Raw genomic sequence first — 22,500 nt, forward strand, 5'->3', positions numbered from 1 at the left:
TGTTTCAAATGAATGTGAAAGTTGTCACAATATTGCCAAAGTGAAAACGGTTTCCGCTGTAGTTAGGGTTTGTGAATGATGTTACAATCTTGTTGTAACAGAGATAACAAATACATGAAACAGATTGTTCGAAGGGTGGAGAAACAATATGGAAACATTAAATCATGCTAAAGTAACGCGCGTTGCACTCGTAGGGGCAGGGGCAGTTGGAGCGAGCTTCGCATACCAGTTAACGACAGCAAGTCTTTGTGAAGAGCTTGTCATCATTGACATCAACAAGGCAAAAGCAGAAGGGGAAGCGATGGACTTGAACCACGGTGTCTCGTTCGCATCTTCACCAATGCGTGTTTGGGCAGGAGACTACGCAGACTGTGGTGTAGCAGATATCGTCGTCATTACTGCAGGTGCACCACAACGTCCAGGGGAGACTCGTCTTGACCTCGTTGAAAAAAATGCGAAGATCATGAAATCGATGATTTCAGACATTATGGATTCTGGCTTTGATGGTATCATCATTATTGCCTCAAACCCAGTCGACATTATGACACATTTGGCATGGAAATATTCTGGACTTCCAAAACATCGCGTCTTCGGATCAGGTACAGTGCTTGATACGTCTCGTTTACGTTACATGCTCGGCGATTATTTCAACGTCGACCCACGTAACTGTCATGCCTACATCATGGGTGAACATGGTGATACCGAGTTCGCTGCATGGAGCAATGCCCGAATTTACGGGAAGTCTGTTGAACAGTTGCTTGAAGAGCATGATGAATATAACTGGCAAGACCTTGAGGACATTTATGTGAACGTACGTGATGCGGCTTATCACATCATCGAACGTAAAGGTGCGACATACTATGCTATCGGACTCGGATTACTTCGCCTTGTCAAAGCGGTTCTTCGTAATGAAAACACGTTGTTGACAGTCGGTGCTCACCTCGATGGGGAATACGGATTACACGATATTCATATCGGGGTACCGGCCATCATCAACCGTCAAGGTGTGCGTGAAGTCGTTGAGATTGAATTGTCAGAAGAAGAGCATCAAAAAATGCAACATTCTGCGAATGTCCTCATGAAAACGATGGAGCCTGTCTTGTAATCTAAATACTGATTTACCCGTAGCCGTAGAGGTTGCGGGTTTTTTGTACGTTTGAAACAAGTCACGACTTTGTGGTGAGATGTCACGTGATTTACAATAGAATAAGAGAGGAGGGGTATTGGTGGCGACATGCTTTTGGGAAGATATTTATCAGGCGGTCGAGGACGGTGGCCGAATCGAAGGGATCTTAGAGCCGTCTCGTGCGGTCATCTTGTTTGATACAAAAGCAGGTGACCGCTATGACCTATACGTTCAAACTGAAAAAGCGTGGGCGAATCATGTCAGTACCGATGTGAACGCCATCCTGGGCGCATTTCGTCTATCTCGAATCGGGCGAAAGCGATTGACGCTTCATATATATGGTGAACGTCTTGTCGATGAAGAGCGGATTGAGAGCATGACTTTCCCGATTCCAGCGAGAGTGACGTTATCTCGCTCGATATGTAGCCCTACGATGGAAGACGATCGTTTTCGAATGCTCGCGGTCGCAATGGATAAAAAGAAGAAAGCGGAGTTAAAGAAACGATTCTCGTTCGGAAAACCACAAGTAGTGTACGGGTTGATGTTCATTACGTTTTTAGTCATGTGGCTGGCTGAATCCGTCGGTTCGACGCTCGATCCGAACACTTTGATTGCATTCGGTGCGAAAGTGAACCCACTCATCGACGAGGGAGAGTGGTGGCGGTTGATTACGCCGATGTTTTTGCATATCGGATGGTTTCACTTTGCCATCAATATGTTTGCGCTCTGGTCACTTGGTCCGCTCGTTGAACGGATGTATGGGTCGATCCGGTTTTTTATCATATACGTGGTTGGTGGCATTCTAGCGACGACGGCATCGTATGCGTTCAGTGAATCGATTTCAGCCGGGGCATCAGGAGCATTATTTGGTCTGGTCGGCGCGCTACTCTATTTTGGACTTCGTGATCGCTCCCTCTTTATGAAGACGCTCGGACCTCCGCTGTTTATTATGTTAGGATTAAATGTGGGACTTGCGTTTGTACTAGGCGCGAGTTTGGACCACTTCGCGCATGCGGGTGGGTTACTTGGTGGATTCGTCGTCTCTGGGGTCGTCGGATTGCCCGATGAAAAAAATCGCAAGCAACGTATCTTATTTTCTGTGCTCGCGACCGTGTTATTTGGTCTACTATATGGGTACGGTTCTTGGTAAGGAGAGAATATGATGATTGATACACTGAAAACATTAGTTGAAATTCCAAGTCCGTCTGGTATGACGGAGGAGGCGATTCGTTTTGCAGAAAAAGAGCTTCAGTCAATCGGTGTTAAAACGTCTCGGCTACATAAAGGGGCATTACTGGCCACATTCCCGGGTCGTTCGAAGGAGGCGCGTCTATTGACGGCGCATGTCGATACACTTGGAGCGATGGTCAAGGACATTTTGCCAAGTGGACGCCTACGACTCACTCAAGTTGGAGGGTACGCTTGGACGGCAATTGAAGGTGAGAACTGTCTCGTTCATCGTGAGGAAGGCGAGGCAATCGAAGGGACTATCCTCATCCATCAATCGAGTGTGCATGTCTATAAAGACACGAATTCTGCAGAGCGCTCTCCATCAAACATTGAAGTTCGGTTGGATGAGAAAGTTCATTCTCGTGAAGATGTGACGGCACTTGGAATCGAAATCGGTGACTTTGTATCATTTGATCCACGATTCAAGGTGACGACTTCCGGATACGTGAAATCACGTCATTTGGATGATAAAGCATCCGTAGCTATTTTATTAGACTTGGCTAAAGATTTGGTTAGCTACGACCTGCCTCACCCGGTTCACTTCTTGATTTCGAATTATGAAGAAGTTGGATTCGGGGGCAATGCAGGCATTCCGGAAGAGGTTGTGGAATACATTGCCGTCGACATGGGAGCGCTCGGAGATGGTCAACATTCAGATGAATATACAGTCTCAATTTGTGCCAAAGATTCATCTGGACCATATGACATCAATCTTCGCAGAAAGTTTACCTCATTATGTAAGGAGCATGACATTGCATATAAGGTAGATATCTATCCTTATTATGGATCGGATGCATCGGCTGCCATTCGCGCAGGCTACGATGTAAAACATGCTTTGATTGGTCCAGGGATTGAGTCGAGTCATAGCTATGAACGGACACATGTGTCATCTATGGAAGCGACAAGAGAATTGTTAAATCGTTATGTCCAGTCCACGATGGAGGAAGAAGCATGAAAAACTTTTATGATGTCCAACAGTTTTTAAAGTCGTTCGGAACCATTATTTATATCGGGGAACGGGATGCAGAAATCTCACTGATGATGATGGAACTCGACGAGTTGTATGAGGGGGGCATCATCGAACAGCGTGTTTATGACACAGCGAAAATCATTTTGACCCACGAATTAAAAAATTCAACAGATTGACAGAAATCCCCTTAGTGCAAAGGGTTGCACTAAGGTGATAATAGTGTACACTATTCAATGAAAGCGATTTAGTTGAGATGAGGAGTGAACGGTATGAAATGGTTATTAGGAATCGACATCGGTGGTACAACGGTGAAGATGGCTGTTTTAGACATGAATGGCATCATTTCTGATAAGTGGGAAGTTAAAACGGATATTCGAGAAAACGGTGTACATATTCCAAAAGACATCGCAGCCTCATTTGAAACGTATTTAGAGACATCAGGGAAGAAAAAAGAAGATTTCGCAGGTGCAGGAATCGGGGCACCTGGATTCATTAGTTTCACAGAGGGTGTTGTCGAATATTCACCGAACATCGGGTGGAAAGATTTCGCACTCGTGAGTGAATTCGAAAAGGCGGTCGGTCTTCCGGCAGTCCTCGAAAACGATGCGAATGCTGCTGCCCTCGGTGAAATGTGGAAGGGTGCCGGAGAAGGTGCATCAGAACTACTCGCCATCACGCTCGGAACAGGCGTCGGTGGAGGCGTCATTACGAACGGGAACATCGTTCATGGTACGGCTGGAATGGCCGGAGAGATCGGTCATATTACCGTCGAGCGAGATGAGGCGAAAGCAGTGAAATGTGGTTGTGGTCGTCTAGGGTGTATCGAAACGATTGCCTCTGCGACAGGTATTTCTCGTTTAGCCCTCCAAAAACGAAAAAATCAACATACTACATTGAACGAATTGAAAGAAGTAACGGCACGTGACGTGTTTGAAGCATATAAAGCCGGAGACACGATAGCGACAGAAGTCATCGATGAGATGACAGAATACCTCGGATTGACGATTTCGAATATCGCAAACACGCTCAACCCGAAAATGATCGTCATCGGTGGTGGCGTCTCAAAAGCGGGTGCAGCATTGCTTGAACCGCTTGATGCTCAGTTCAAGCGCTTTGCGCTCGAACGTGTATATGAGTCGACGTCGTTTAAAATTGCTGAACTCGAAAATGATGCCGGTGTGATTGGATGTGCTTGGCTCGCACGCAAACACTTCCTTCCGACTCGCGTATAAAACGGACACGTCTGCACATTGCAGGCGTGTTTTCTTGTGGGAAAGGGTATGGGATATTGTAAAATTTGTAACGTCACAGTTGATTTTTTATTAAAAAAGGGGTAAGATTTGGACTTGATACTGGACGTGTACTATTCATATTGAATTGTACAACGATTGAACAAATATAAAAAAATAATGGCTAATAAAAACATGCCGAAAACTGAAAAGAGGAGGAGACCGTCAGATGAATTCATCTCAACGCTTCTCGAAGCTATCGACGAGACTGAACGATACGGTCCGCGCTTCGTTTCAAGAATATCGTCTATTTTGGATTTTTACGTTATTGCTTTGGACGAAGACGTATATCGTCTATCAATTTTTCTTTAACATTCCGATTGAAAATACCGCGCAAGCCTTTATCTTGCTGATCAGCCCGATCAGCTCGACACTATTCCTGTTTGCCTTCCATTTCTTCTTTAAAGGAAACAAACAAAAATGGGTGCTCTACACACTTTATGCGCTCGCCTCATTCATCTTGTTTGCGGATGCCGTGTACTATCGTGAATTCACGGACTATTTAACAATGCCAGTCATTATGCAACCTTCGAACATGGAGACGTTGTCGACATCGTTCACATCACTTCTTGAATGGAAAGACTTAATCATTCTTGGCGATGTATTCGTCTTACCATTTATCTTGTGGCGTATGAACATGAAAGAGAATGCCGCTTCACATAGACGCGCACTCGTCACGTTCGTTGCCGCTGTATCGGTATTCTTGTTCAACCTTTCATTGGCTGAAACAGAACGACCTGAATTGTTGACTCGTTCATTCGACCGTGAATTATTAGTGAAAAACATCGGAACATTTAACTTCCATGTATATGATGCGATGCTTCAAACGAAAACATCTGCTCAAAAAGCGATGGCTGATGAATCTGAGCTCGCAACAATCGAACAGTTCACCCGTCAAAACTATGCTGCACCGAACCCAGATTTGTTTGGTAAGTATAAAGGGAAGAACGTAATTGTTGTTTCGTTTGAATCAGCACAGAATTTCACACATAACATGAAAGCGCCGAACGGTGAATATATCACGCCAAACTTGAACAAGCTGATTGAAGAGTCTCACTATTGGCCAAACTACTACCATACAGTAGGTCAAGGGAAGACATCGGATGCGGAGTTCGCGCTCGATAACTCACTATACGGCTTACCGCGTGGTGCTGTGTACTTTACGAACGCGGATAACGAATATCAAGCACTTCCAGAGTTGATTAAAGAAGATAACTATTATTCGGCCGTATTCCATGCGAACAATAAATCGTTCTGGAACCGTGACCAAATGTATAAAAATATTGGTGTCGACCAATTCTTCGATGAGAAGAGCTACGATCTTGGAAATCCAGAAGACATGACAGAATGGGGTCTCTTAGATGATAGTTTCTTCGAACAATCGATTCCGATGCTTCAAGAATTGCCTGAGCCGTATTATGCGAAGTTCATCACATTGACGAACCACTTCCCATATACGATGCCAAGCGAAGACTATGAACTCGTACCGAAGTTCGAGACAAGTTCAACAACGTTAAACAACTTCCCACAGGCGCTTGCTTATCAAGACTATGCACTCGGTCTCTTCATCGATCAATTGAAAGAGAACGGAATGTGGGATGATACGATTTTTGTCGTATACGGTGACCATTATGGTATCTCGACGAACCACAACAATGCGATGGCAGAGTTGCTCGGTAAGGAAGAGTTGACGCCATATGACGTGGCGAAATTGCAACAAGTACCGTTCGCTGTTCACTTGCCAGGTCAAGACAAAGGTGAAGTGCATGAAACGATCGGAAGTCATGTCGACATGAAACCGACAATCCTGCATTTACTTGGAATTGACACGTCGGACACAATTGGATTCGGGAATGACTTATTCTCTGAAAACCGAAACAGCCGTGCAATCTTCCGAGATGGTACGGTCGTGACCGATGAATATGTGTGGACACAATCGACGTGTTACAATGCTACATCTGGAGAAGTAGTGGAAGACACGACACTTTGTGGCCCAATGACGGAAGAAGCAGAAAAAATCTTACAAATGAATGATGATTTGATTTACTCTGACTTGCTCCGTTTTAAAGAACAAACGAATGAATAACGTAATGACGAACCAAACCACAATGTGATTTGGTTCGTTTTTTTGGTTTTTTCTTAAACAACGTAGAATGTTTATCCTTTAGCACACTTTCATAAAATGTTGATTCGTTTTTAGGCACAAAAAAAGCGACCGAAGTCGCTTGATGATTGCTTGATGCGAATCCATTAACCTGGAATACCACCGTAGATCAACGTGGCAACACCAAAGAATCCGAATACGAGTACAGTTAAACCTGCAACTGCGAGCGGAAAGAATTGGCGTTTTTTGAATGAACGAATCATTCCCCATACAGCCACAATCGCGACGATGACAGAAATCCATCCGAACGGTTCATACAAATGCATGACGAGTTCCCCCTTTAATTATACGTCATGAAATTCATAAAAATTTCACTGAAATATCATTATTATTTTATCCGATTATTGAGGCGCTGTCGAGCAAAGGTTGACATCGATACAATTTTGCCACAATATTGTTTTGAATAAGAGAGGGGGATCAATCACATGCAAGTAAAGAAGATTACGTCTGGCTTAGCGCAAGAGAACGGATATGTTCTTGAAAAAGAAGGGACTGTCATCATCATCGATCCAGGGACGGATGACCCAAGATTTTTCGAGACAATCGATCGCCTCGGAACACCTGCGGCGATTCTGTTGACCCACGCGCATTTCGATCACATCGGGGGGATTGATTCACTCCGTGAACGCTATCAAATCCCTGTGTACGTGCATCGTCTTGAGAGCGATTGGTTGATTGATGGAGAAAAGAACGGTGCAACAGCCTTCAATCTTCCTGTACCTGCGATGAAACGGGCAGAGAAAGTATACGAAGGTGATCAGTTGGTCATCGGCGATTTCACATTCCATCTATATCACACTCCAGGTCATTCTCCTGGTAGTGTCGTATTATATTTGGCGGATGAAGGTATTGCATTTTGTGGGGACTTGATATTTAAACAATCAGTCGGTCGTACCGATTTATTCGGAGGCGATCAGGCGACGTTAATGGGATCCATTGAACGAATGAAGCACGTGATGCCGGGTGCGACGGTCCTTTACCCAGGTCACGGGCCAAAGACGACGCTTGAGGAAGAAAAGCAAACGAATCCATTCTTCAAGCAATAAAAAAGATTGTCTCCGACGAGACAATCTTTTTTACATTTGGAAGTTGCTCCAATACGTAAAGACAACGAAGAAAATTGTCAAATACGCGCCGAAGACGTATACATATGTTTTTTCAGTAAGCTTTAAGTAGCCAAGTGCAACGAAGAAAATCGTTTGTGCTAAGAAGACAAGTCCCATAACGATAAAGTCACCAGTATGTTCACTACTACTTTGGTCGCCGCCTAGTGCGCCTACGAAAGCAAGTGCCGCCACTAGCCCAGTCCAGAAGCCTAGGACACGAAACATTCTTGCCATGTTAATCCCCCCATACGTGCATTATTCCATTCTCATTCACTATTTTACCAACACATTCGAAAAAATGCTATGGAAACGTGAGAATTGAGCAAAATAATCGTGAAAAATATGTGAAATCAATACGGAAAATAAACTTGTACAAAATTTATAAAAAAGTTGTACAAAATATGTACAAACGGGGTATAAGAGATGTATAATCAACTTATACAAAATGAGCGAATTAAAAAGTTGAAATGAGGAGGAACATAAAATGGCATCAGAATTAATGTTTTACACGTACCCGAGCTGTACTTCTTGCCGGAAGACGAAAGCGTTTTTACAGGAACAAGAGCTTCAAGTGAGTGAACGTCACATTTTCAGAGATGCACCAACTGTTGACGAATTATTACAACTCCTTGCGATTAGTGAAGAAGGTGTCGATTCATTATTGGCTACGAGAAGCCAAGCTTTCAAACAACTCGACGTTGATGTGGAAGATTTGAAGTTGAGTGAGCTCCTCAAACTAATGAGCGAAAATCCGAAGTTGTTAAAACGTCCAATTTTAACGGATGGAAAAGAAGTGATTGTCGGATATGACAAAGTTTCAATTGAAACATATGCCCGTCGTCATCATGTCGTTTCGACACAAGTTTCATAATACAAGTCCACTTTAAACAAGGTGGGCTTTTTTTTATGCTTTTCTCGAGGTGAACGAGATGAAACAACTCATTGAACAACTGATGATTGTGGCTCGAGATGCAGGAGCGAGCGATCTCCATTTTATTCCGAGCGCCGATGGAGTGAAGATCCAGATCCGGTCAGATATGAAGCTGCTTGAACTGCAGTCGATGGATGTAGAGCAATACGATCGTCTCACGCTTCACATGCGATATTGGTGTTCATTGCCGGACACGAACCAACGTGTGCCGCAGTCAGGCGTGTACGAACTCGATCAGGAAGTCATCCGAGTTACATTTCTCCCTTCATTCGAACAGACATTGATGTCTTGGAGGATCCCGAATCAAGCGTTTGAGCTTCATCGGTTATTACGACCTAGAGATGTTGAGCGGTTCCAAGAAATGACTGCATCGCGCACCGGCTTGTTGTTGATTGGCGGGGCTACTGGGGCGGGCAAGACGACGATGTTGTACGCCTTATTGAATTATTTAAAGCGGGAGCGGATCGTCACGATTGAAAATCCTCCAGAACAAAAAATTGATGGAGTGATCCAACTTGAAGTGAATGCAAAAGCAGGATTGAACCATCGACAGTTGCTGAAAGAAACGTTACGTGCCGACCCTGACATCATTGTAATCGGGGAAGTGCGGACGGAAGAAGAGCTGATTGTCGCCTATGATGCTGCTCTCAGTGGGCACTTGACGATTACTACGTTTCACACTGCGACAATTCAAGATGGGGAGAAGCGGATCGAACAATTGCTCGGGAAAACATCTGTGAAAAGGCATTGGTGTGTACTTACGCGTGATCAGGAGGTGACTTGTGAATGGGCAACGCTTCAGTAAATCCACCAATTCAATTGATTCACCGTTTTCTACGTCTCCAGTCTCGAGGTGTTTCGTTAAAAGCCACAATGGAAACGCTCGAATATCATGAAAAAGGAAGTAGGAAAATTGATGTTCAACAGATGAGGGCGCGTCTTGAAACGGGCACAAGTTTAGCAGACGTATTCTCGAAAATCATCACGAATCGACAAATGCAAGAAATATTGATGACAGCCGAACGGAATGGCCGATTTATGGATGGGTTATCTCAAGTCGTTTTAGTTTTGGAAATGCGAATGCGATTGAAGGAGGAATTGAAGCGACTCATTCGATATCCTTTGATCATTTTCTTTATCCTCCTCGGTCTTGGAATGGTTTATGCGTTGTATATTTTTCCGAAACTGATGGGTATGGTCGATGTCTCCACGTATGATGGAGCAGGTTCGCTTTTACTATCGAAGTGGTTCTTTCCAGCGCTATTCTCTATTTTCGTGATCCTAGGTATCATCGTTTACGTGTTATATCGACAAGGTGTTGAGCTACCGTTTTACATATGGAACCGTGGTAAGACACTCTATTTAACGTATGTATTTGTCAGTGAGTTGTCGTTGCTCCAACAAACTGAGACGAACATTAGGCAAATCATCAGTCGGCTCGCCAATGAGAGAGGGGAGATGGCTGAAATGGCAAATCGGATTCACAATCGCTTATCTGACGGGGAAGGGATTGAAATGGCGGTCAAAAGTGAACGGTTTATCGACCATGAAGTGGTCAGTTTGTTAGGGGTGGGATCGATGAGCGGGGAACTTGGTGAATTGATGTCGCTCCATCGAGAGCTCGTATTTGAAGAGATGGAGCAGTATAGTCGCCGATTGATTGAAAAGGTAGAACCGGCACTATATGGGGTGCTCAGTGTGATGGTCGCCACTTTATTCTATACGCTCTACTTACCGGTAAAACTCATTATGGCTCAATTATGAAAGGGGACATTTATATGAAGGAAGAACAAGGATTCACTCTCGTTGAGATGGCTGCAGTCTTACTCATTATCTCGATTTTACTATTATTGCTCGTCCCAACGCTGACAGAAGGAAAGTCACGTGCAGACCAGGTGAGTTGTGAGGGGAGTGTACGCATCGTGGAGTCAGAAATCAATTTACACTATGCCGAACATAAATCGTATCCCGCCACATTAGAAGTGATTGAGCGTGCCTCTTCATCAGATCCGCTCGTTTATAGTTGTCAATCGTCAGCCTACCTGTATTCTCCACTCGATGGTTCACTTAAAAAACAATGAAAGGCTATACGTTAGTTGAGATGGCGTGGGTCCTTGTGATCATCTCGTTCTTACTACTAATCAGTAGTCCTGTTGTAAAGCCTTTTGAGCGACTAGAACTATATGATTTTACGGATACGTTAGTGACAAATATTCAAGAAGCGGGGCAATATCCATATATATCGGAAAACGGAAGTTGTGTGCCGAAATTAATTTGGGTGTCGAAACAACAAAGATACTTGATCATGTGTGGAATGACTTTAGTGCGGAGGGTGGACGTACCGAAAGGGATCGATGTATATCTTCCGACTAATAATACAATCACCTTCTCTCAGGCCACGGCTTCCTATGCAGGGCAGTGGAAATTTGTAAGTGGAAAAACATCCGTACTTTTAAAATTTCGGCTCGGAACATATGAACCGGAGGTGATCATCCATGAAGGTGGATGAGACAGGATTTTCATTATGGGAGGTGAGTGTGAGCCTAGCGGTCGTGATGGGCTGGGTACTCATTCTGACATCGTTTGTCACAGAAGGGAATAATCAAGTCGCAAGGTTGCGTGATACCTTGTTTATCTATGAACGATTACAAGGAGAGGTGCTGCTTGAAGCCACTGAACCAACTGGGCGTGAAGAAGTGTGTGAAAAGGGTTTTTGCTTACCGACGCTTTGATTCGGGGTTTACTATGATAGAAATGACTGTAGTGTTATTGATTCTCCCCATCTTTTTATTATTGTTAGTCGAACTGCTTGCGCTCGGTCAACACCTTTACGAACAACCGAAATGGGATCACCATACGACCCCTCAACTCATTGTGCGTCGTTTGCAGAACAGCAAAAATTGTCGCGTCGATGCAGGACGATTGAGAGGTGATTTTCTTAAAACTGATGAAGAAATATGGTCATGGACGATTAAACAATTGAATGGAAACCTAGTCATGGTTGGAGACGAAGGAGGGAACTTGTTATTTTTAAGAGGAATCGATCAGTATCGCGTCGAAACGGTCGGTATAGGGTTTCGTATCTCTTGGACCGATTCGTCTTTCGAGAGGGAGCGGTACGTCATGTGTATGAACGAGGATTCTTTCTAATCACCACTTTGACAATCGTCGTATGGTTACTTGGTGCCGCACTATTTTGGTATACTGATGTAGAACGAACGACGAGACGAATCTCGGATGAAATTCTAGCCATACGTTTTGAATCCCATTTGTTATTGGCGAAAGAACGCTGTGGCAATCAACCAGTAACACTTAACAAACCGACGGGCACTGTGACGTGTCGTCCGATTGCACCGAATCGAGCGGAAGTGGAGATGGTGTTAAAATCTGGTGAACGTCATAGAGAGGTGATTGCTTATGAATAAGAAACCGTTTTATATCGTGGGATTTATGGGTACAGGTAAGTCTACCTTATTCACTTTTATTAGAGAATTTGGTGAAGTCGTGGACCTTGACCGGGAAATCGAAACCATAGTTGGAACCGATATCGCTACATATTTTGACCGATATGGGGAGTCGGCGTTCCGTGATGCGGAAACAAAAGTGCTTCAGGGGATAGATGTTGACTTTGTTCTCACGGGTGGTGGTATTGTCGAGCGCTCTGAAAACATACGTTGGATGCGCGAACATGGCAAAATCATTCATTTAGATTTACCATTTGAGGAATGTTGGGCACGGATTAAAGATTCTAATCGGCCGCTTGTTAGAAAAGGGGAGTCGGAAGTTCGAGCGTTATACAATCGACGGGTCACGCTTTATCAAGAAGCGGATGAGAAGGTTGATGCGTCCCAAGCACCTCGTTGTATTGCAGAACAGATTATCCGAATGAAGGAGGGGAAAGCATGATTTGGATTAACCTTGCAATTCTTGTACTGTCCATTATCGGACTTGCCGTATATGGCTATTTGTTATTCAAAAAACAGCTGAAGCCGACGTTTGGGAGATTGAATCGATTAACGGAACGATTCAAGATTCGTGCCGACGTCATTAACCAACAAGTCACTGAAATCAAAGAGCATGTGGATGCAGTCAATCGATCAATCACTCAAATCAAAGATTTCGGCATCAAGGCGAAAGATGAATCAATTGAGTTGAAACAGGCTGCAGTTGGGCTGACACATGAAATTAAACGGACAGCGGGAATCGAACGCTCTGACGTTTCCACAGAGACAAAAATATGAAATAATGAGGATGAAAACGTTTTCGTTTTTCATCCTTTTTCTTTTTCGCTTTTTTCACTATGCAGAAAGAATAAAACTTGTTAAAGTGGAATGGAAAACGAAAGATTTCAAAAACAAAAGCATTTTACGTTCGGGATTGGGGGATATTATGGAAAAGGTTACTTTGAAACGTACGCCTTTGTTCGATTTGATTGAACCGAAGGCGAAGATGGTTGATTTTGCGGGATTCGAAATGCCGATTATGTTCTCTTCGATTAAAGAAGAACATCAGGCTGTACGTCAAAACGTGGGGATGTTTGATGTATCTCACATGGGAGAAATTCGGATTGAAGGCCCGAATGCTTTAGAACAAGTGCAGAATCTTGTGACGAATGACGTATCAAAGATTAAAGTTGGTCAAGCTCAGTACAATCTTCTCTGTCTTGAAAATGGTGGCGTAGTGGATGACCTACTCGTCTATCGGTTAGATGAAGATGCTTATTGGCTCGTCGTCAATGCCTCGAATATCGAAAAAGATGAGGCGCACATCCGTAAATTTGTCTCTGGTGACGTCACCGTGACGAATGAATCTGACGAATACGGTCAAATTGCCATTCAAGGTCCAAATGCGGAAACTGTTCTACAATCCATTACGAATGTGGCGCTTGACGAAATCGGCTTCTTTAAATTCATGAACGGAGATGTGGCGGGCGTAGCTTCAATCATCTCGCGTAGCGGTTATACAGGAGAAGACGGATTTGAAATCTATGCGCGGGCAGAAGGCATCTCGGCAATCTGGGAAGCGCTTGAAGAAAAAGGTGTCACACCTTGTGGATTAGGTTCACGAGATACGCTTCGATTTGAAGCTTGCCTCCCGCTTTATGGACATGAACTAGATGAAACAGTCACTCCATTCGAAGCGAACCTTAATTTTGCGGTTAAATTAGACACTGACTTTATTGGAAAAGAAGCGCTCGCCCAACAAAAAGAAAATATCCCGAACCGGATGGTGGGCTTGAAATTACTTGGTCGTGGAATTGCACGTCAAGGAGCACAAGTTGAAATTGATGGGAATGTGGTTGGTGTCGTTACTACTGGTACGATGCCTCCGACGGTGAACGAGTCGATTGCATGGGCGCGTGTTGATGCACGCTATAAAGATGAAGAGCAATTTGTCATCGACATCCGCGGCAAAAAGATTGAAGCCGAGCGCGTACCGACACCTTTCTATAAACGATCGAAATGAAACAGGGGGATTCAGAATGAACAGAATGGAATTTCGTTATTTACCGATGACCGAACAAGATGAGCGAGACATGCTACAAACAATTGGAGTCGATTCTATCGAAGGTTTGCTTGCGGATATCCCAGAGTCGCTTCGTGAAAAAGCGTCACTTGCAGCAATCGGCTCGCCACTTCCGGAAGTCGATCTCGTTCGTCACATGACGAAATTAGCGGACAAAAACAAGCACACGAAATCATACCCAAGTTTCCTTGGAGCGGGGATGTATGATCATCTCTCACCGACCGTGATGAACCATATGCTTTTACGTTCTGAATTCTATACGGCGTATACGCCATATCAACCTGAAATCTCACAAGGTGAGCTTCAGGCGATGTTCGAGTTCCAAACGATGATTTGTGAGTTGACTGGAATGGACGTCGCAAACTCGTCGATGTATGACGGAATCACGGCTCTTGCTGAAGCAACTTATTTAGCGAGTGCACAGACGAAGAAAAAACGTGTTGTCGTTTCCGGGGCGGTGCATCCTGAAGCGAAAGATGTCATTCGCACGTATGCGGATGGACCTGGACTTTCTGTCGAGTATACAAATGTAACAGACGGGGTAACGGATGTGTCGGACCTCGATTTGACAGATGCATCGTGTCTCGTCGTACAATATCCGAACTTTTATGGTCGCATTGAAGACTTGGAGCAATTGGCGAAGCAAGCACATGATGCAGGTGCGCTCTTCGTTGTCTCAAGTAACCCGCTTGCGCTAGGCATTTTGGAATCGCCGGGTGCCCTTGGAGCGGACATTACGGTTGGAGATGCTCAACCGTTCGGGATTCCACAAAGTTTTGGTGGACCGTCTTGTGGATATTTCGCAGTGAAAAAGTCGTTGATGCGTAAACTACCTGGTCGACTTGTTGGACAGACAGTCGATGAAGATGGGAAACGTGGGTTCGTTTTAACGCTTCAAGCACGTGAACAACATATCCGTCGTGATAAAGCGACATCAAACATCTGTTCGAACCAAGCACTTAACGCGCTGGCGGCTTCCATCACGATGTCTGCTTTAGGGAAATATGGAATTCGTGATATGGCCGTTCGAAATATTCAAACTGCCAGTTATATGAAAGAGGCCTTAAAGACGGCAGGATTCAAAATCGTTGATGAAGGTCCGATGTTTAATGAATTCGTTGTCGATTTTGCTCGCGATGCAGAAGAAGTATCACGTCACTTGCTTGAACATGGAATGATTGGTGGCCTTCCGCTTGGGGCATATGAAGCGGAGCGTCAGTCACAGATGCTAGTATGTGCGACGGAGTTGCGTACAAAAGAAGAGATTGATCAGTTTGTCGAAGTGGTCGGGGGGATGAAATGATGCAACACGAACAAACACTTATTTTTGAAGTATCACGTGAAGGACGAACAGGATATAACTTACCGACGCCAACCGTTCCGGAAGTAGACCTCGAGTCATTACTACCAGCGACGATGATTCGGAAAGAAGTGGCTGAACTTCCTGAAGTGTCTGAACTCGATGTCGTTCGCCATTACACGGCGCTCTCTACTCGAAACCATGGGGTAGATTCAGGGTTTTATCCACTCGGTTCTTGTACGATGAAATATAACCCGAAAGTGAACGAGGATATGGCGCGTCTTCCGGGATTTGCGCATATTCATCCACTGCAACCGGTCGAGACGATTCAAGGTGCACTTGAATTGATGGTCGACTTACAAGAACAACTTGCCGAAATCACGGGCATGGACGAAGTGACATTGCAACCTGCGGCAGGAGCACATGGGGAATGGACGGGCCTCATGTTGATCAAAGCATTCCACGAACGGAATGGCGATACGGCTCGTACGAAAGTACTCGTTCCAGACTCGGCACACGGAACGAATCCGGCTTCTGCCGTTGTCGCTGGATTTGAGACGGTAACAGTCAAGTCAGATGAGCGTGGTCTTGTTGACTTGGATGATTTGAAAGCGAAAGTTGGCGCGGATACGGCTGCCCTCATGCTGACGAACCCGAACACACTCGGTTTGTTCGAGGCGGATATCCTCGAGATTTCTAAAGTGGTTCACGAAGCTGGCGGAAAGCTCTATTATGACGGCGCGAACTCAAACGCGATTCTTGGAATCGCACGTCCTGGAGACATGGGCTTTGACGTCGTTCACTTGAACCTGCATAAGACGTTCACTGGTCCTCACGGTGGTGGTGGTCCGGGTTCAGGTCCGGTTGGCGTGAAACGTGATTTGATTCCGTTCTTGCCGACACCAATCGTCACGAAGACTGATGAAGGATTTGGCTTGGACTACGATCGACCACTCTCGATTGGTCGAATTAAGCCGTTCTATGGAAACTTTGGGATCAATGTTCGAGCATACAGCTACATTAAGACGATGGGCGCAGAAGGTTTGACACGCGTATCTCGTGAAGCCGTGCTCAATGCGAACTATATGTTTGCCCGATTGAAAGATGCCTTCGATGTGCCATACGATACGTATTGCAAACATGAATTTGTCTTGTCAGGCAAACGACAAAAGGCACTTGGTGTTCGCACGCTTGATATCGCGAAGCGCCTGCTCGACTTTGGTTACCACCCACCAACAATTTACTTCCCGTTGAATGTGGAAGAATGTATCATGGTTGAACCGACTGAAACCGAATCGAAAGAAACGCTTGATGCGTTCTGCGATGCGATGCTTCAGATTGCGAAAGAAGCGGAAGAAAATCCAGAAATCGTACAGACGGCTCCACATACGACGGTCGTTAAACGCATGGATGAGACGCTTGCTGCTCGTAAACCAGTCTTAAAATATGAACGTCGTGAGGCGTCATCAGTGAAATAAAAAGAGCGGGTCGATTTGAATCGACCCGCCATTTTTTATGCTTTTTTAATCTTGCCTTTCCAGTTCTTGAAGCCGCCATCAAGCATATAGATATTATTGTATCCGTTCTTCATGAGAAGTTTTGCAGCCTGGTTAGAGCGTGAACTTCCTTGGCAGTAGATCAAGATTGGTTGGTCTTTACGTAATTCTTTCATGCGCATCTTCAATTGACCGACCGGGATGTTTCGTGCACCGACGATGTGACCACCCTTATATTCATTCGGTTCACGTACGTCAATCAATTGTCCTTTGCGGAGTGAAGCGCGGAATTCTTCTTGTTTCATTTTTTTCAACCCGCGAGCTGGCATGAAGCGCCATACGATGTAGGCGATCAAGGCAACCCATAGGAGGATGACGAGGATTGTTTCAATTCCCATAGATGTTCTTCCCTTCTCTTTCAAAGTTACCATATCTCATTATAATGAATTTAAGGTCACGAGACAATGATTGACTGACTGAATCGGAGCTATCCCTTTCGATTTCAGGTTAGTTAGGATAAAATATAAAGTGGAAACCGGAACATTAGGGGAGGTCGTGCCCATGCCGACACCGAGTATGGAAGATTATTTAGAACGCATTTATTTACTCATGTCAGAAAAAGGATACGCACGTGTTTCTGACATCGCTGAACATTTAGGGGTTCATCCCTCCTCAGTCACCAAAATGGTTCAAAAATTGGACCGTGAAGAATATCTCGTGTATGAAAAATATCGAGGTCTCATGCTTACGAAAAAAGGTCAAAAAGTAGGAAAACGATTAGTCGAGCGCCATGCGATGCTCGAGTCTTTTTTACGTCTGATTGGAGTCGACGAAGCAGATGTATACGAAGATGTCGAAGGGATCGAGCATCATCTCAGTTCAAACACGCTCGATTGTATGACGCAGTTTGTGGAATTTTTTGAAGACAAGCCAGAACTGATGGATCAATTCAGAGAATTTCGTGAACAAGAGCGAGCTGCGGAAGAATAACATACTAAAAAAACGTCAATGTAAACGATTGACGTTTTTTTATAGGGTATATCCACCTCAAATACGAACGAAAATAACATTTTATTGTGTAATGTATAACTTTCTACATAAAATATGATAAGATAAATCGTGGATTCAGGAAATAGGGGGTGACGGCGAACATTCGCCGAACTGATGGATATTCAAATTAAAGGTAAGCTGTTTGATGAACAGCAAATTCGAGATCGGGTACAAGAATTAGCAGAAGAAATTGAGAAAGATGCAAATGGGACTCCTATTGTCATCGTTGCAGTTTTAAAAGGGTCAATGGTGTTTGCTGCTGATTTAATGCGTTATATGAAAGGAAGTGTACAGCTCGACACGGTCGCGACGTCTTCATATGGGAAAAAGACTGTTTCGAGTGGCAGTGTACAACTTCGTAAAGACCTTGACTTGGATGTGGAAGGGAAATATGTTGTCATCATCGAAGACATCATCGATACAGGGCAGACGTTGAAGTTCTTATGCAAGCATATGGAGCTTCATCAACCAAAACAACTAAAAATCTGTACGCTCCTCGATAAACCGGCACGCCGTCTCGTACAATTGGACGCAGATTATGTCGGCTTTGAAATCCCTGATGAGTTTGTTATCGGGTATGGGATCGACTATGCGGAACAGTATCGTAACTTACCATACATCGGGTATGTGGAGACAACATAAAAGGAGCGCCGCGGCGCTCCTTTTACATGTTTGCTTTCTTTTTCTTCTTCCCTTTTTTCCCCTCGATTACCGTAAGGTGTGGGGGATTGCTCCGATGTACGTTCGAGCGTTTCGACAACTTCGTGACGTTCGAACCCGGTTTTCTATTCTTCTTATTCTTTGTGGCCGCAGATGGTTTAACTTGAGGACCACGGTTACCTTGCATCCGTTTTTTAGAGGCTTGTGCAGTTTTACGATAGCGCATGTCCTCTGGAGACATACGACGCCCGATGAAAACGCGATAGATCACATAAAAGACTAACCCGAATATCCCGATGAACAATAATTGTCTAAATAAGCGACCAGGATCGGTGGCAAGCATATGCCCGACCCCTATGAAGCCTAGGATAAACACGATTGTTGCAGCGATCGAACCTACTCTTTGTCTGATCATGGTGCTTCCTCCTCTTATCCCTCTCTATGAATGACCGATTCTCCTAACTCTTTACGTTCCCATGTCTCAAATGCTTCGATTGCGACTTGGATCTGTTCATCGCTTGGTTCCCGAGTTGTCAATAACTGGAGAGACAGACCTGGCTTGCCTAGGAAAGACAGAAAGCGATGTTCACGGAAACGATTGGTGAATTGAAGGACTTCAAATGAGATTCCGATGACGACAGGTAAGAGCGCGATTCGGCTGACGAGTCGTAGCCAAAGTGGATCGATTGGGACGATCATATACACGCCAATCCCGACAAAGACGGTGAACAAAATAAAGCTCGACCCGCAACGGTAATGAAGACGTGAGCTTTGACGAACTTGTTCGACCGTGATCGGACGTCCGGACTCATAACAGTTGATGACCTTGTGTTCAGCTCCGTGATATTGGAAGACGCGCTTGATGAGTGGCGTCAACGAAATCAAATAGAGGTAACTGAGCAACAATACTAATTTTATTCCCCCTTCAAGGAGGTTTTGAACCACGTGTCCAGAAAATAACGGCACATCTTGAAACATTGCGGCAAGAAGTGCTGGAGTCACGTTGAAAATCAACTTGCCGAAGACGTAAGAGATCACACCGATGATTGCAATGAAGGCGATCATCCAGATGCTCTGCTTCTGTTCCTCGTTTGTGCTGACATCTTCACTCGGGTCGACATCATATCGGTCGCTTGCAAAGTTCATATGCGCCGATCCGTTCTTCAGTGATTCATAAAGCGCGACAATCCCTCTGAGAAACGGTACTTTTTTTAATGATTGGACCCATGGGACGAGGATTCGCGCTTGTTCGAACGTTTCGATGGAACCGTCTTTTCGCCGAATGGCGGATGCGCTCTCGGAGCGGCCTTGGAACATGACGCCTTCCACGAGTGCCTGTCCTCCGACAGGAATGGTTGGTTTAGAATTCATTCACTTTCCTCGATTCTTACAGAGTTGTACTTGAATTATACCGTGTTTTATCAAAAAAACGAAAGTGCGGAAGGCTCGATTCACGTTCTTTCGAGAAATTTGTTACAATAGATAAGACTTGACGAACGAGGGGGAAGAAGATTGCGGATTTTAGTATTGAATGGACCGAATTTAAATTTACTCGGTCGCCGTGAGCCGGACGTGTATGGGGATGTGTCGTTAAAAGGCTTAGCTGCCGAATTGATGCTCGCTGCACCGGAAGAAGTCGAACTTACGTTCAAACAATCGAATCACGAGGGAGAATTGATTGACGCGTTACATGATGCCTATGAGTATGAAGGTGTCATTTTAAATGCGGGTGCTTATACGCACACATCGATCGCGATTCGAGATGCCATATCCGCCATCGCTGCCCCGGTCGTTGAAGTACATATCTCGAACGTGCATGCCCGAGAGGCGTTTCGCCACGAGTCGAAACTCGCAGGCGTATGTTTAGGTGTCATTACCGGGTTTGGGCTCACCAGCTACACGTTGGCACTGCATGCACTAATCGAACATTGGAGGAATCGACATGATTGAACGCGTAAACAAACTGCAAGCACAGTTAGAGGCAAACGAGATTGACGCATTGCTCGTTACAAAACGTGAGAATATTCGTTATTTATCTGGTTTCACCGGATCAAGCGGTGTCATCGTCATCACGGCGAAATCGGCAAGCTTCATCACAGATTTCCGTTACACGGAACAAGCGAACGATCAAGTAAACGGATTCGACATCATCGAACTCGATACATCACTCATTAAATCGGTGGCAGATGTCGTGACGCGTGAGTCAATCACACGACTTGGGATCGAACAGGACGCGATGACTGTCGGTCAATATCGCACGTATGAAAAAGAAGTGGATGCAAATCTTGTCGAGACATCTGGAATCGTGGAAAAACTGCGCTTGATTAAGGATGAATCAGAGATTAAGATTATGAAGGAAGCTGCGGCAATCGCTGATGCGGCATACGCACATATCCAGACGTTCATCCGTCCTGGTCGCACTGAAAGAGAAGTCGCGAACGAACTTGAAATGTTCATGCGCTCTAAAGGTGCTGATTCATCATCGTTCGATATGATTGTCGCCTCTGGTCTTCGCTCGGCACTTCCGCACGGAGTTGCGAGCGATAAAGTCATCGAATCAGGTGAACTTGTCACACTCGATTTTGGTGCATACTACAAAGGGTACTGCTCAGATATTACGCGTACTCTCGCAGTCGGTCCGATCTCGGACGAGTTGCGTCAAATTTATGATACAGTCCTTCGTGCCCAACTTGCTGGTGTCGAAGGGACACGCGCTGGCATTACAGGGATTGAAGCTGATGCATTGACGCGAGACATCATCAAAGAAGCGGGATATGGCGAATACTTCGGTCACTCGACGGGTCATGGTCTCGGTATGGAAGTGCATGAGGCGCCAGGTTTATCTTTCCGCTCGGAAACGGTACTCGAACCTGGAATGGTCGTCACGATTGAGCCGGGTATTTACATCAACGGTGTCGGCGGTTGCCGAATTGAGGACGATGTCGTCATTACGGAAGACGGATGCTACCGTCTGACGCAGTCGCCAAAAGAATTAATTACGATCGAGGCTTGAGTCTCGTCTGAATTTAGGAGGAAATCAACATGGTATCAGTTAACGATTTAAAAACAGGATTGACAGTCAAAACGTCTGACGGTTCGATTTGGCAAGTCATCGAATTCCAACACGTAAAACCAGGTAAAGGTGCGGCATTCGTACGTACGAAAATGCGTAACTTGCGCAACGGAGCGATTCAAGAGACGACGTTCCGTGGTGGAGAGAAAATCGAACGTGCGCATATCGAACGTAAGCGTATGCAATACCTCTATCCAATGGGTGACACGTATGTCTTCATGGATAATGAATCGTACGAGCAACTTGAGTTGACGAGCGAACAAGTGAAAGCAGCGCTTCCTTACTTGCTCGAAAACATGGAAGTTAGCATCGCAGACTACAATGGCGAGATTCTTGGAATCGAGCTTCCGACAAGCGTCGTGTTAACAATTATCGAAGCAGACCCGGGCGTCAAAGGGGACACAGCATCGAACGTGAAGAAAAACGCGACAGTCGAAACAGGACATGTCATTCAAGTACCACTTTTCATCGAACCAGGTGAAAAAGTGACAGTCGATACACGTACTGGAGAATTCATGGGTCGTTACAACGGTTAATCAGACAGAGTGTTCATTCGAATGAATGAGCGCTCTTTTTTTC

Annotated in this window: 29 protein-coding genes; 24 read left to right on the forward strand and 5 right to left on the reverse strand. The window is 44.9% G+C overall.

Annotated features, from left to right (window positions below):
* Window positions 1–148 precede the first annotated feature (148 nt).
* The 6 genes from KNO87_RS06995 to KNO87_RS07020 all read left to right on the forward strand — a co-directional run bounded on the left by KNO87_RS06995 (window position 149) and on the right by KNO87_RS07020 (window position 6,701).
* Window positions 149–1,105: an L-lactate dehydrogenase gene (locus KNO87_RS06995; RefSeq protein WP_074033328.1), complete on the forward strand. Its 957-nt coding sequence runs from the start codon at window positions 149–151 to the stop codon at window positions 1,103–1,105.
* Window positions 1,106–1,226: 121 nt separating this feature from the next.
* Window positions 1,227–2,276 (forward strand): rhomboid family intramembrane serine protease, encoded by a 1,050-nt coding sequence (locus KNO87_RS07000; protein WP_353047457.1) that lies wholly within the window; start codon window positions 1,227–1,229, stop codon window positions 2,274–2,276.
* A gap of 12 nt (window positions 2,277–2,288) precedes the next feature.
* Complete coding sequence (locus KNO87_RS07005; RefSeq protein ID WP_214794651.1) at window positions 2,289–3,311, forward strand: M42 family metallopeptidase; 1,023 nt, start codon at window positions 2,289–2,291, stop codon at window positions 3,309–3,311.
* Window positions 3,308–3,502 carry a YqgQ family protein gene (locus KNO87_RS07010; RefSeq protein ID WP_012726602.1) on the forward strand — a complete coding sequence of 65 codons (195 nt, stop codon included), beginning with the start codon at window positions 3,308–3,310 and terminating at the stop codon, window positions 3,500–3,502. The genes KNO87_RS07005 and KNO87_RS07010 overlap by 4 nt, the downstream gene beginning before the upstream one ends.
* Before the next feature lie 93 nt (window positions 3,503–3,595).
* Window positions 3,596–4,558 carry an ROK family glucokinase gene (locus KNO87_RS07015; protein ID WP_214794653.1) on the forward strand — a complete coding sequence of 321 codons (963 nt, stop codon included), beginning with the start codon at window positions 3,596–3,598 and terminating at the stop codon, window positions 4,556–4,558.
* A gap of 226 nt (window positions 4,559–4,784) precedes the next feature.
* On the forward strand, window positions 4,785–6,701 hold the full coding sequence (locus KNO87_RS07020; RefSeq protein WP_214794655.1) for an LTA synthase family protein: 1,917 nt from the start codon (window positions 4,785–4,787) through the stop codon (window positions 6,699–6,701).
* A gap of 164 nt (window positions 6,702–6,865) precedes the next feature.
* Here KNO87_RS07020 and KNO87_RS07025 read toward each other — a convergent pair whose 3' ends face one another.
* The gene (locus KNO87_RS07025; RefSeq protein WP_074033323.1) at window positions 6,866–7,045 is read right to left on the reverse strand and encodes a DUF2759 domain-containing protein; all 180 of its coding nucleotides are present in this window, start codon (window positions 7,043–7,045) and stop codon (window positions 6,866–6,868) included.
* Window positions 7,046–7,204: 159 nt separating this feature from the next.
* On the opposite strand from KNO87_RS07025, the gene KNO87_RS07030 reads away from it, so the two are divergent.
* On the forward strand, window positions 7,205–7,825 hold the full coding sequence (locus tag KNO87_RS07030; protein ID WP_214794657.1) for an MBL fold metallo-hydrolase: 621 nt from the start codon (window positions 7,205–7,207) through the stop codon (window positions 7,823–7,825).
* Window positions 7,826–7,855: 30 nt separating this feature from the next.
* On the opposite strand, the gene KNO87_RS07035 is transcribed toward KNO87_RS07030, so the two are convergent.
* Window positions 7,856–8,119: a DUF2626 domain-containing protein gene (locus tag KNO87_RS07035; protein ID WP_012726597.1), complete on the reverse strand. Its 264-nt coding sequence runs from the start codon at window positions 8,117–8,119 to the stop codon at window positions 7,856–7,858.
* 250 nt (window positions 8,120–8,369) lie between these two features.
* Between KNO87_RS07035 and KNO87_RS07040 the strand changes: the two genes are divergently transcribed.
* The 12 genes from KNO87_RS07040 to gcvPB all read left to right on the forward strand — a co-directional run bounded on the left by KNO87_RS07040 (window position 8,370) and on the right by gcvPB (window position 17,120).
* Window positions 8,370–8,756 carry a Spx/MgsR family RNA polymerase-binding regulatory protein gene (locus KNO87_RS07040; RefSeq protein ID WP_074033321.1) on the forward strand — a complete coding sequence of 129 codons (387 nt, stop codon included), beginning with the start codon at window positions 8,370–8,372 and terminating at the stop codon, window positions 8,754–8,756.
* A gap of 58 nt (window positions 8,757–8,814) precedes the next feature.
* On the forward strand, window positions 8,815–9,621 hold the full coding sequence (locus KNO87_RS07045; RefSeq protein WP_214794659.1) for an ATPase, T2SS/T4P/T4SS family: 807 nt from the start codon (window positions 8,815–8,817) through the stop codon (window positions 9,619–9,621).
* Window positions 9,603–10,580: a type II secretion system F family protein gene (locus tag KNO87_RS07050; protein WP_214794661.1), complete on the forward strand. Its 978-nt coding sequence runs from the start codon at window positions 9,603–9,605 to the stop codon at window positions 10,578–10,580. The genes KNO87_RS07045 and KNO87_RS07050 overlap by 19 nt, the downstream gene beginning before the upstream one ends.
* A 14-nt stretch (window positions 10,581–10,594) precedes the next feature.
* Window positions 10,595–10,897: a prepilin-type N-terminal cleavage/methylation domain-containing protein gene (locus KNO87_RS07055; protein WP_214787486.1), complete on the forward strand. Its 303-nt coding sequence runs from the start codon at window positions 10,595–10,597 to the stop codon at window positions 10,895–10,897.
* Window positions 10,898–11,311: 414 nt separating this feature from the next.
* On the forward strand, window positions 11,312–11,548 hold the full coding sequence (locus KNO87_RS07060; RefSeq protein ID WP_214794663.1) for a hypothetical protein: 237 nt from the start codon (window positions 11,312–11,314) through the stop codon (window positions 11,546–11,548).
* Window positions 11,454–11,966 (forward strand): prepilin-type N-terminal cleavage/methylation domain-containing protein, encoded by a 513-nt coding sequence (locus tag KNO87_RS07065; RefSeq protein WP_256441829.1) that lies wholly within the window; start codon window positions 11,454–11,456, stop codon window positions 11,964–11,966. Before KNO87_RS07060 ends, KNO87_RS07065 begins: the two co-directional genes overlap by 95 nt.
* Entirely contained in the window at window positions 11,942–12,241 is a 300-nt protein-coding gene (locus KNO87_RS07070; RefSeq protein WP_214794667.1) for a hypothetical protein, read from the forward strand. The genes KNO87_RS07065 and KNO87_RS07070 overlap by 25 nt, the downstream gene beginning before the upstream one ends.
* Window positions 12,234–12,722, forward strand: a complete 489-nt coding sequence (locus KNO87_RS07075) for a shikimate kinase (protein WP_214794669.1) — start codon at window positions 12,234–12,236, stop codon at window positions 12,720–12,722. Before KNO87_RS07070 ends, KNO87_RS07075 begins: the two co-directional genes overlap by 8 nt.
* Window positions 12,719–13,057 (forward strand): hypothetical protein, encoded by a 339-nt coding sequence (locus tag KNO87_RS07080; RefSeq protein WP_214794671.1) that lies wholly within the window; start codon window positions 12,719–12,721, stop codon window positions 13,055–13,057. The genes KNO87_RS07075 and KNO87_RS07080 overlap by 4 nt, the downstream gene beginning before the upstream one ends.
* A gap of 148 nt (window positions 13,058–13,205) precedes the next feature.
* Window positions 13,206–14,282, forward strand: a complete 1,077-nt coding sequence (gene gcvT / locus KNO87_RS07085; RefSeq protein WP_214794673.1) for a glycine cleavage system aminomethyltransferase GcvT — start codon at window positions 13,206–13,208, stop codon at window positions 14,280–14,282.
* A gap of 25 nt (window positions 14,283–14,307) precedes the next feature.
* Entirely contained in the window at window positions 14,308–15,645 is a 1,338-nt protein-coding gene (gene gcvPA, locus KNO87_RS07090; RefSeq protein ID WP_214795353.1) for an aminomethyl-transferring glycine dehydrogenase subunit GcvPA, read from the forward strand.
* The gene (gene gcvPB / locus KNO87_RS07095; RefSeq protein ID WP_371816659.1) at window positions 15,645–17,120 is read left to right on the forward strand and encodes an aminomethyl-transferring glycine dehydrogenase subunit GcvPB; all 1,476 of its coding nucleotides are present in this window, start codon (window positions 15,645–15,647) and stop codon (window positions 17,118–17,120) included. The genes gcvPA and gcvPB overlap by 1 nt, the downstream gene beginning before the upstream one ends.
* A 35-nt stretch (window positions 17,121–17,155) precedes the next feature.
* Here gcvPB and KNO87_RS07100 read toward each other — a convergent pair whose 3' ends face one another.
* A complete protein-coding gene (locus tag KNO87_RS07100) occupies window positions 17,156–17,536 on the reverse strand; it encodes a rhodanese-like domain-containing protein (RefSeq protein WP_214787500.1) in 381 nt (126 codons plus the stop codon).
* A 163-nt stretch (window positions 17,537–17,699) separates the two neighbouring features.
* On the opposite strand from KNO87_RS07100, the gene mntR reads away from it, so the two are divergent.
* Window positions 17,700–18,128 carry a transcriptional regulator MntR gene (gene mntR / locus KNO87_RS07105; RefSeq protein ID WP_074033309.1) on the forward strand — a complete coding sequence of 143 codons (429 nt, stop codon included), beginning with the start codon at window positions 17,700–17,702 and terminating at the stop codon, window positions 18,126–18,128.
* A gap of 174 nt (window positions 18,129–18,302) precedes the next feature.
* Entirely contained in the window at window positions 18,303–18,830 is a 528-nt protein-coding gene (gene hpt, locus KNO87_RS07110) for a hypoxanthine phosphoribosyltransferase (RefSeq protein WP_214787502.1), read from the forward strand.
* Window positions 18,831–18,852: 22 nt separating this feature from the next.
* On the opposite strand, the gene KNO87_RS07115 is transcribed toward hpt, so the two are convergent.
* Window positions 18,853–19,263 (reverse strand): SA1362 family protein, encoded by a 411-nt coding sequence (locus KNO87_RS07115; RefSeq protein WP_214794677.1) that lies wholly within the window; start codon window positions 19,261–19,263, stop codon window positions 18,853–18,855.
* A 14-nt stretch (window positions 19,264–19,277) separates the two neighbouring features.
* Entirely contained in the window at window positions 19,278–20,219 is a 942-nt protein-coding gene (locus KNO87_RS07120; RefSeq protein ID WP_214787506.1) for a DUF1385 domain-containing protein, read from the reverse strand.
* Window positions 20,220–20,360: 141 nt separating this feature from the next.
* On the opposite strand from KNO87_RS07120, the gene aroQ reads away from it, so the two are divergent.
* From aroQ to efp, 3 genes are read left to right on the forward strand one after another with little or no spacing between them, the layout of a single operon-like run.
* Complete coding sequence (gene aroQ / locus KNO87_RS07125) at window positions 20,361–20,798, forward strand: type II 3-dehydroquinate dehydratase (RefSeq protein ID WP_214794679.1); 438 nt, start codon at window positions 20,361–20,363, stop codon at window positions 20,796–20,798.
* Window positions 20,794–21,861, forward strand: coding sequence for a M24 family metallopeptidase (locus KNO87_RS07130; RefSeq protein WP_312846164.1), 1,068 nt, complete (start codon window positions 20,794–20,796; stop codon window positions 21,859–21,861). Before aroQ ends, KNO87_RS07130 begins: the two co-directional genes overlap by 5 nt.
* A 29-nt stretch (window positions 21,862–21,890) precedes the next feature.
* Window positions 21,891–22,457, forward strand: a complete 567-nt coding sequence (efp, locus tag KNO87_RS07135; RefSeq protein WP_214692975.1) for an elongation factor P — start codon at window positions 21,891–21,893, stop codon at window positions 22,455–22,457.
* Window positions 22,458–22,500 lie beyond the last annotated feature (43 nt).

The organism is Exiguobacterium sp. s34, assembly GCF_018617435.1.
Lineage (GTDB): Bacteria > Bacillota > Bacilli > Exiguobacteriales > Exiguobacteriaceae > Exiguobacterium > Exiguobacterium aestuarii.

Bases quoted from the DNA above. Each gene is read 5' to 3' on its own strand.
- KNO87_RS07020 (WP_214794655.1), top strand. From the start codon at position 4,785: ATGAATTCATCTCAACGCTTCTCGAAGCTATCGACGAGACTGAACGAT.
- KNO87_RS07080 (WP_214794671.1), top strand. From the start codon at position 12,719: ATGATTTGGATTAACCTTGCAATTCTTGTACTGTCCATTATCGGACTT.
- KNO87_RS07065 (WP_256441829.1), top strand. From the start codon at position 11,454: ATGAACGATTACAAGGAGAGGTGCTGCTTGAAGCCACTGAACCAACTG.
- KNO87_RS07045 (WP_214794659.1), top strand. From the start codon at position 8,815: ATGAAACAACTCATTGAACAACTGATGATTGTGGCTCGAGATGCAGGA.
- KNO87_RS07060 (WP_214794663.1), top strand. From the start codon at position 11,312: ATGAAGGTGGATGAGACAGGATTTTCATTATGGGAGGTGAGTGTGAGC.
- KNO87_RS06995 (WP_074033328.1), top strand. From the start codon at position 149: ATGGAAACATTAAATCATGCTAAAGTAACGCGCGTTGCACTCGTAGGG.
- KNO87_RS07040 (WP_074033321.1), top strand. From the start codon at position 8,370: ATGGCATCAGAATTAATGTTTTACACGTACCCGAGCTGTACTTCTTGC.
- efp (WP_214692975.1), top strand. From the start codon at position 21,891: ATGGTATCAGTTAACGATTTAAAAACAGGATTGACAGTCAAAACGTCT.
- KNO87_RS07050 (WP_214794661.1), top strand. From the start codon at position 9,603: ATGGGCAACGCTTCAGTAAATCCACCAATTCAATTGATTCACCGTTTT.
- KNO87_RS07005 (WP_214794651.1), top strand. From the start codon at position 2,289: ATGATTGATACACTGAAAACATTAGTTGAAATTCCAAGTCCGTCTGGT.
- KNO87_RS07025 (WP_074033323.1), bottom strand. From the start codon at position 7,045: ATGCATTTGTATGAACCGTTCGGATGGATTTCTGTCATCGTCGCGATT.
- gcvPA (WP_214795353.1), top strand. From the start codon at position 14,308: ATGGAATTTCGTTATTTACCGATGACCGAACAAGATGAGCGAGACATG.
- KNO87_RS07030 (WP_214794657.1), top strand. From the start codon at position 7,205: ATGCAAGTAAAGAAGATTACGTCTGGCTTAGCGCAAGAGAACGGATAT.
- KNO87_RS07035 (WP_012726597.1), bottom strand. From the start codon at position 8,119: ATGGCAAGAATGTTTCGTGTCCTAGGCTTCTGGACTGGGCTAGTGGCG.
- mntR (WP_074033309.1), top strand. From the start codon at position 17,700: ATGCCGACACCGAGTATGGAAGATTATTTAGAACGCATTTATTTACTC.
- gcvPB (WP_371816659.1), top strand. From the start codon at position 15,645: ATGCAACACGAACAAACACTTATTTTTGAAGTATCACGTGAAGGACGA.
- gcvT (WP_214794673.1), top strand. From the start codon at position 13,206: ATGGAAAAGGTTACTTTGAAACGTACGCCTTTGTTCGATTTGATTGAA.
- KNO87_RS07075 (WP_214794669.1), top strand. From the start codon at position 12,234: ATGAATAAGAAACCGTTTTATATCGTGGGATTTATGGGTACAGGTAAG.
- KNO87_RS07115 (WP_214794677.1), bottom strand. From the start codon at position 19,263: ATGATCAGACAAAGAGTAGGTTCGATCGCTGCAACAATCGTGTTTATC.
- KNO87_RS07055 (WP_214787486.1), top strand. From the start codon at position 10,595: ATGAAGGAAGAACAAGGATTCACTCTCGTTGAGATGGCTGCAGTCTTA.
- KNO87_RS07010 (WP_012726602.1), top strand. From the start codon at position 3,308: ATGAAAAACTTTTATGATGTCCAACAGTTTTTAAAGTCGTTCGGAACC.
- KNO87_RS07120 (WP_214787506.1), bottom strand. From the start codon at position 20,219: ATGAATTCTAAACCAACCATTCCTGTCGGAGGACAGGCACTCGTGGAA.
- hpt (WP_214787502.1), top strand. From the start codon at position 18,303: ATGGATATTCAAATTAAAGGTAAGCTGTTTGATGAACAGCAAATTCGA.
- KNO87_RS07100 (WP_214787500.1), bottom strand. From the start codon at position 17,536: ATGGGAATTGAAACAATCCTCGTCATCCTCCTATGGGTTGCCTTGATC.
- KNO87_RS07015 (WP_214794653.1), top strand. From the start codon at position 3,596: ATGAAATGGTTATTAGGAATCGACATCGGTGGTACAACGGTGAAGATG.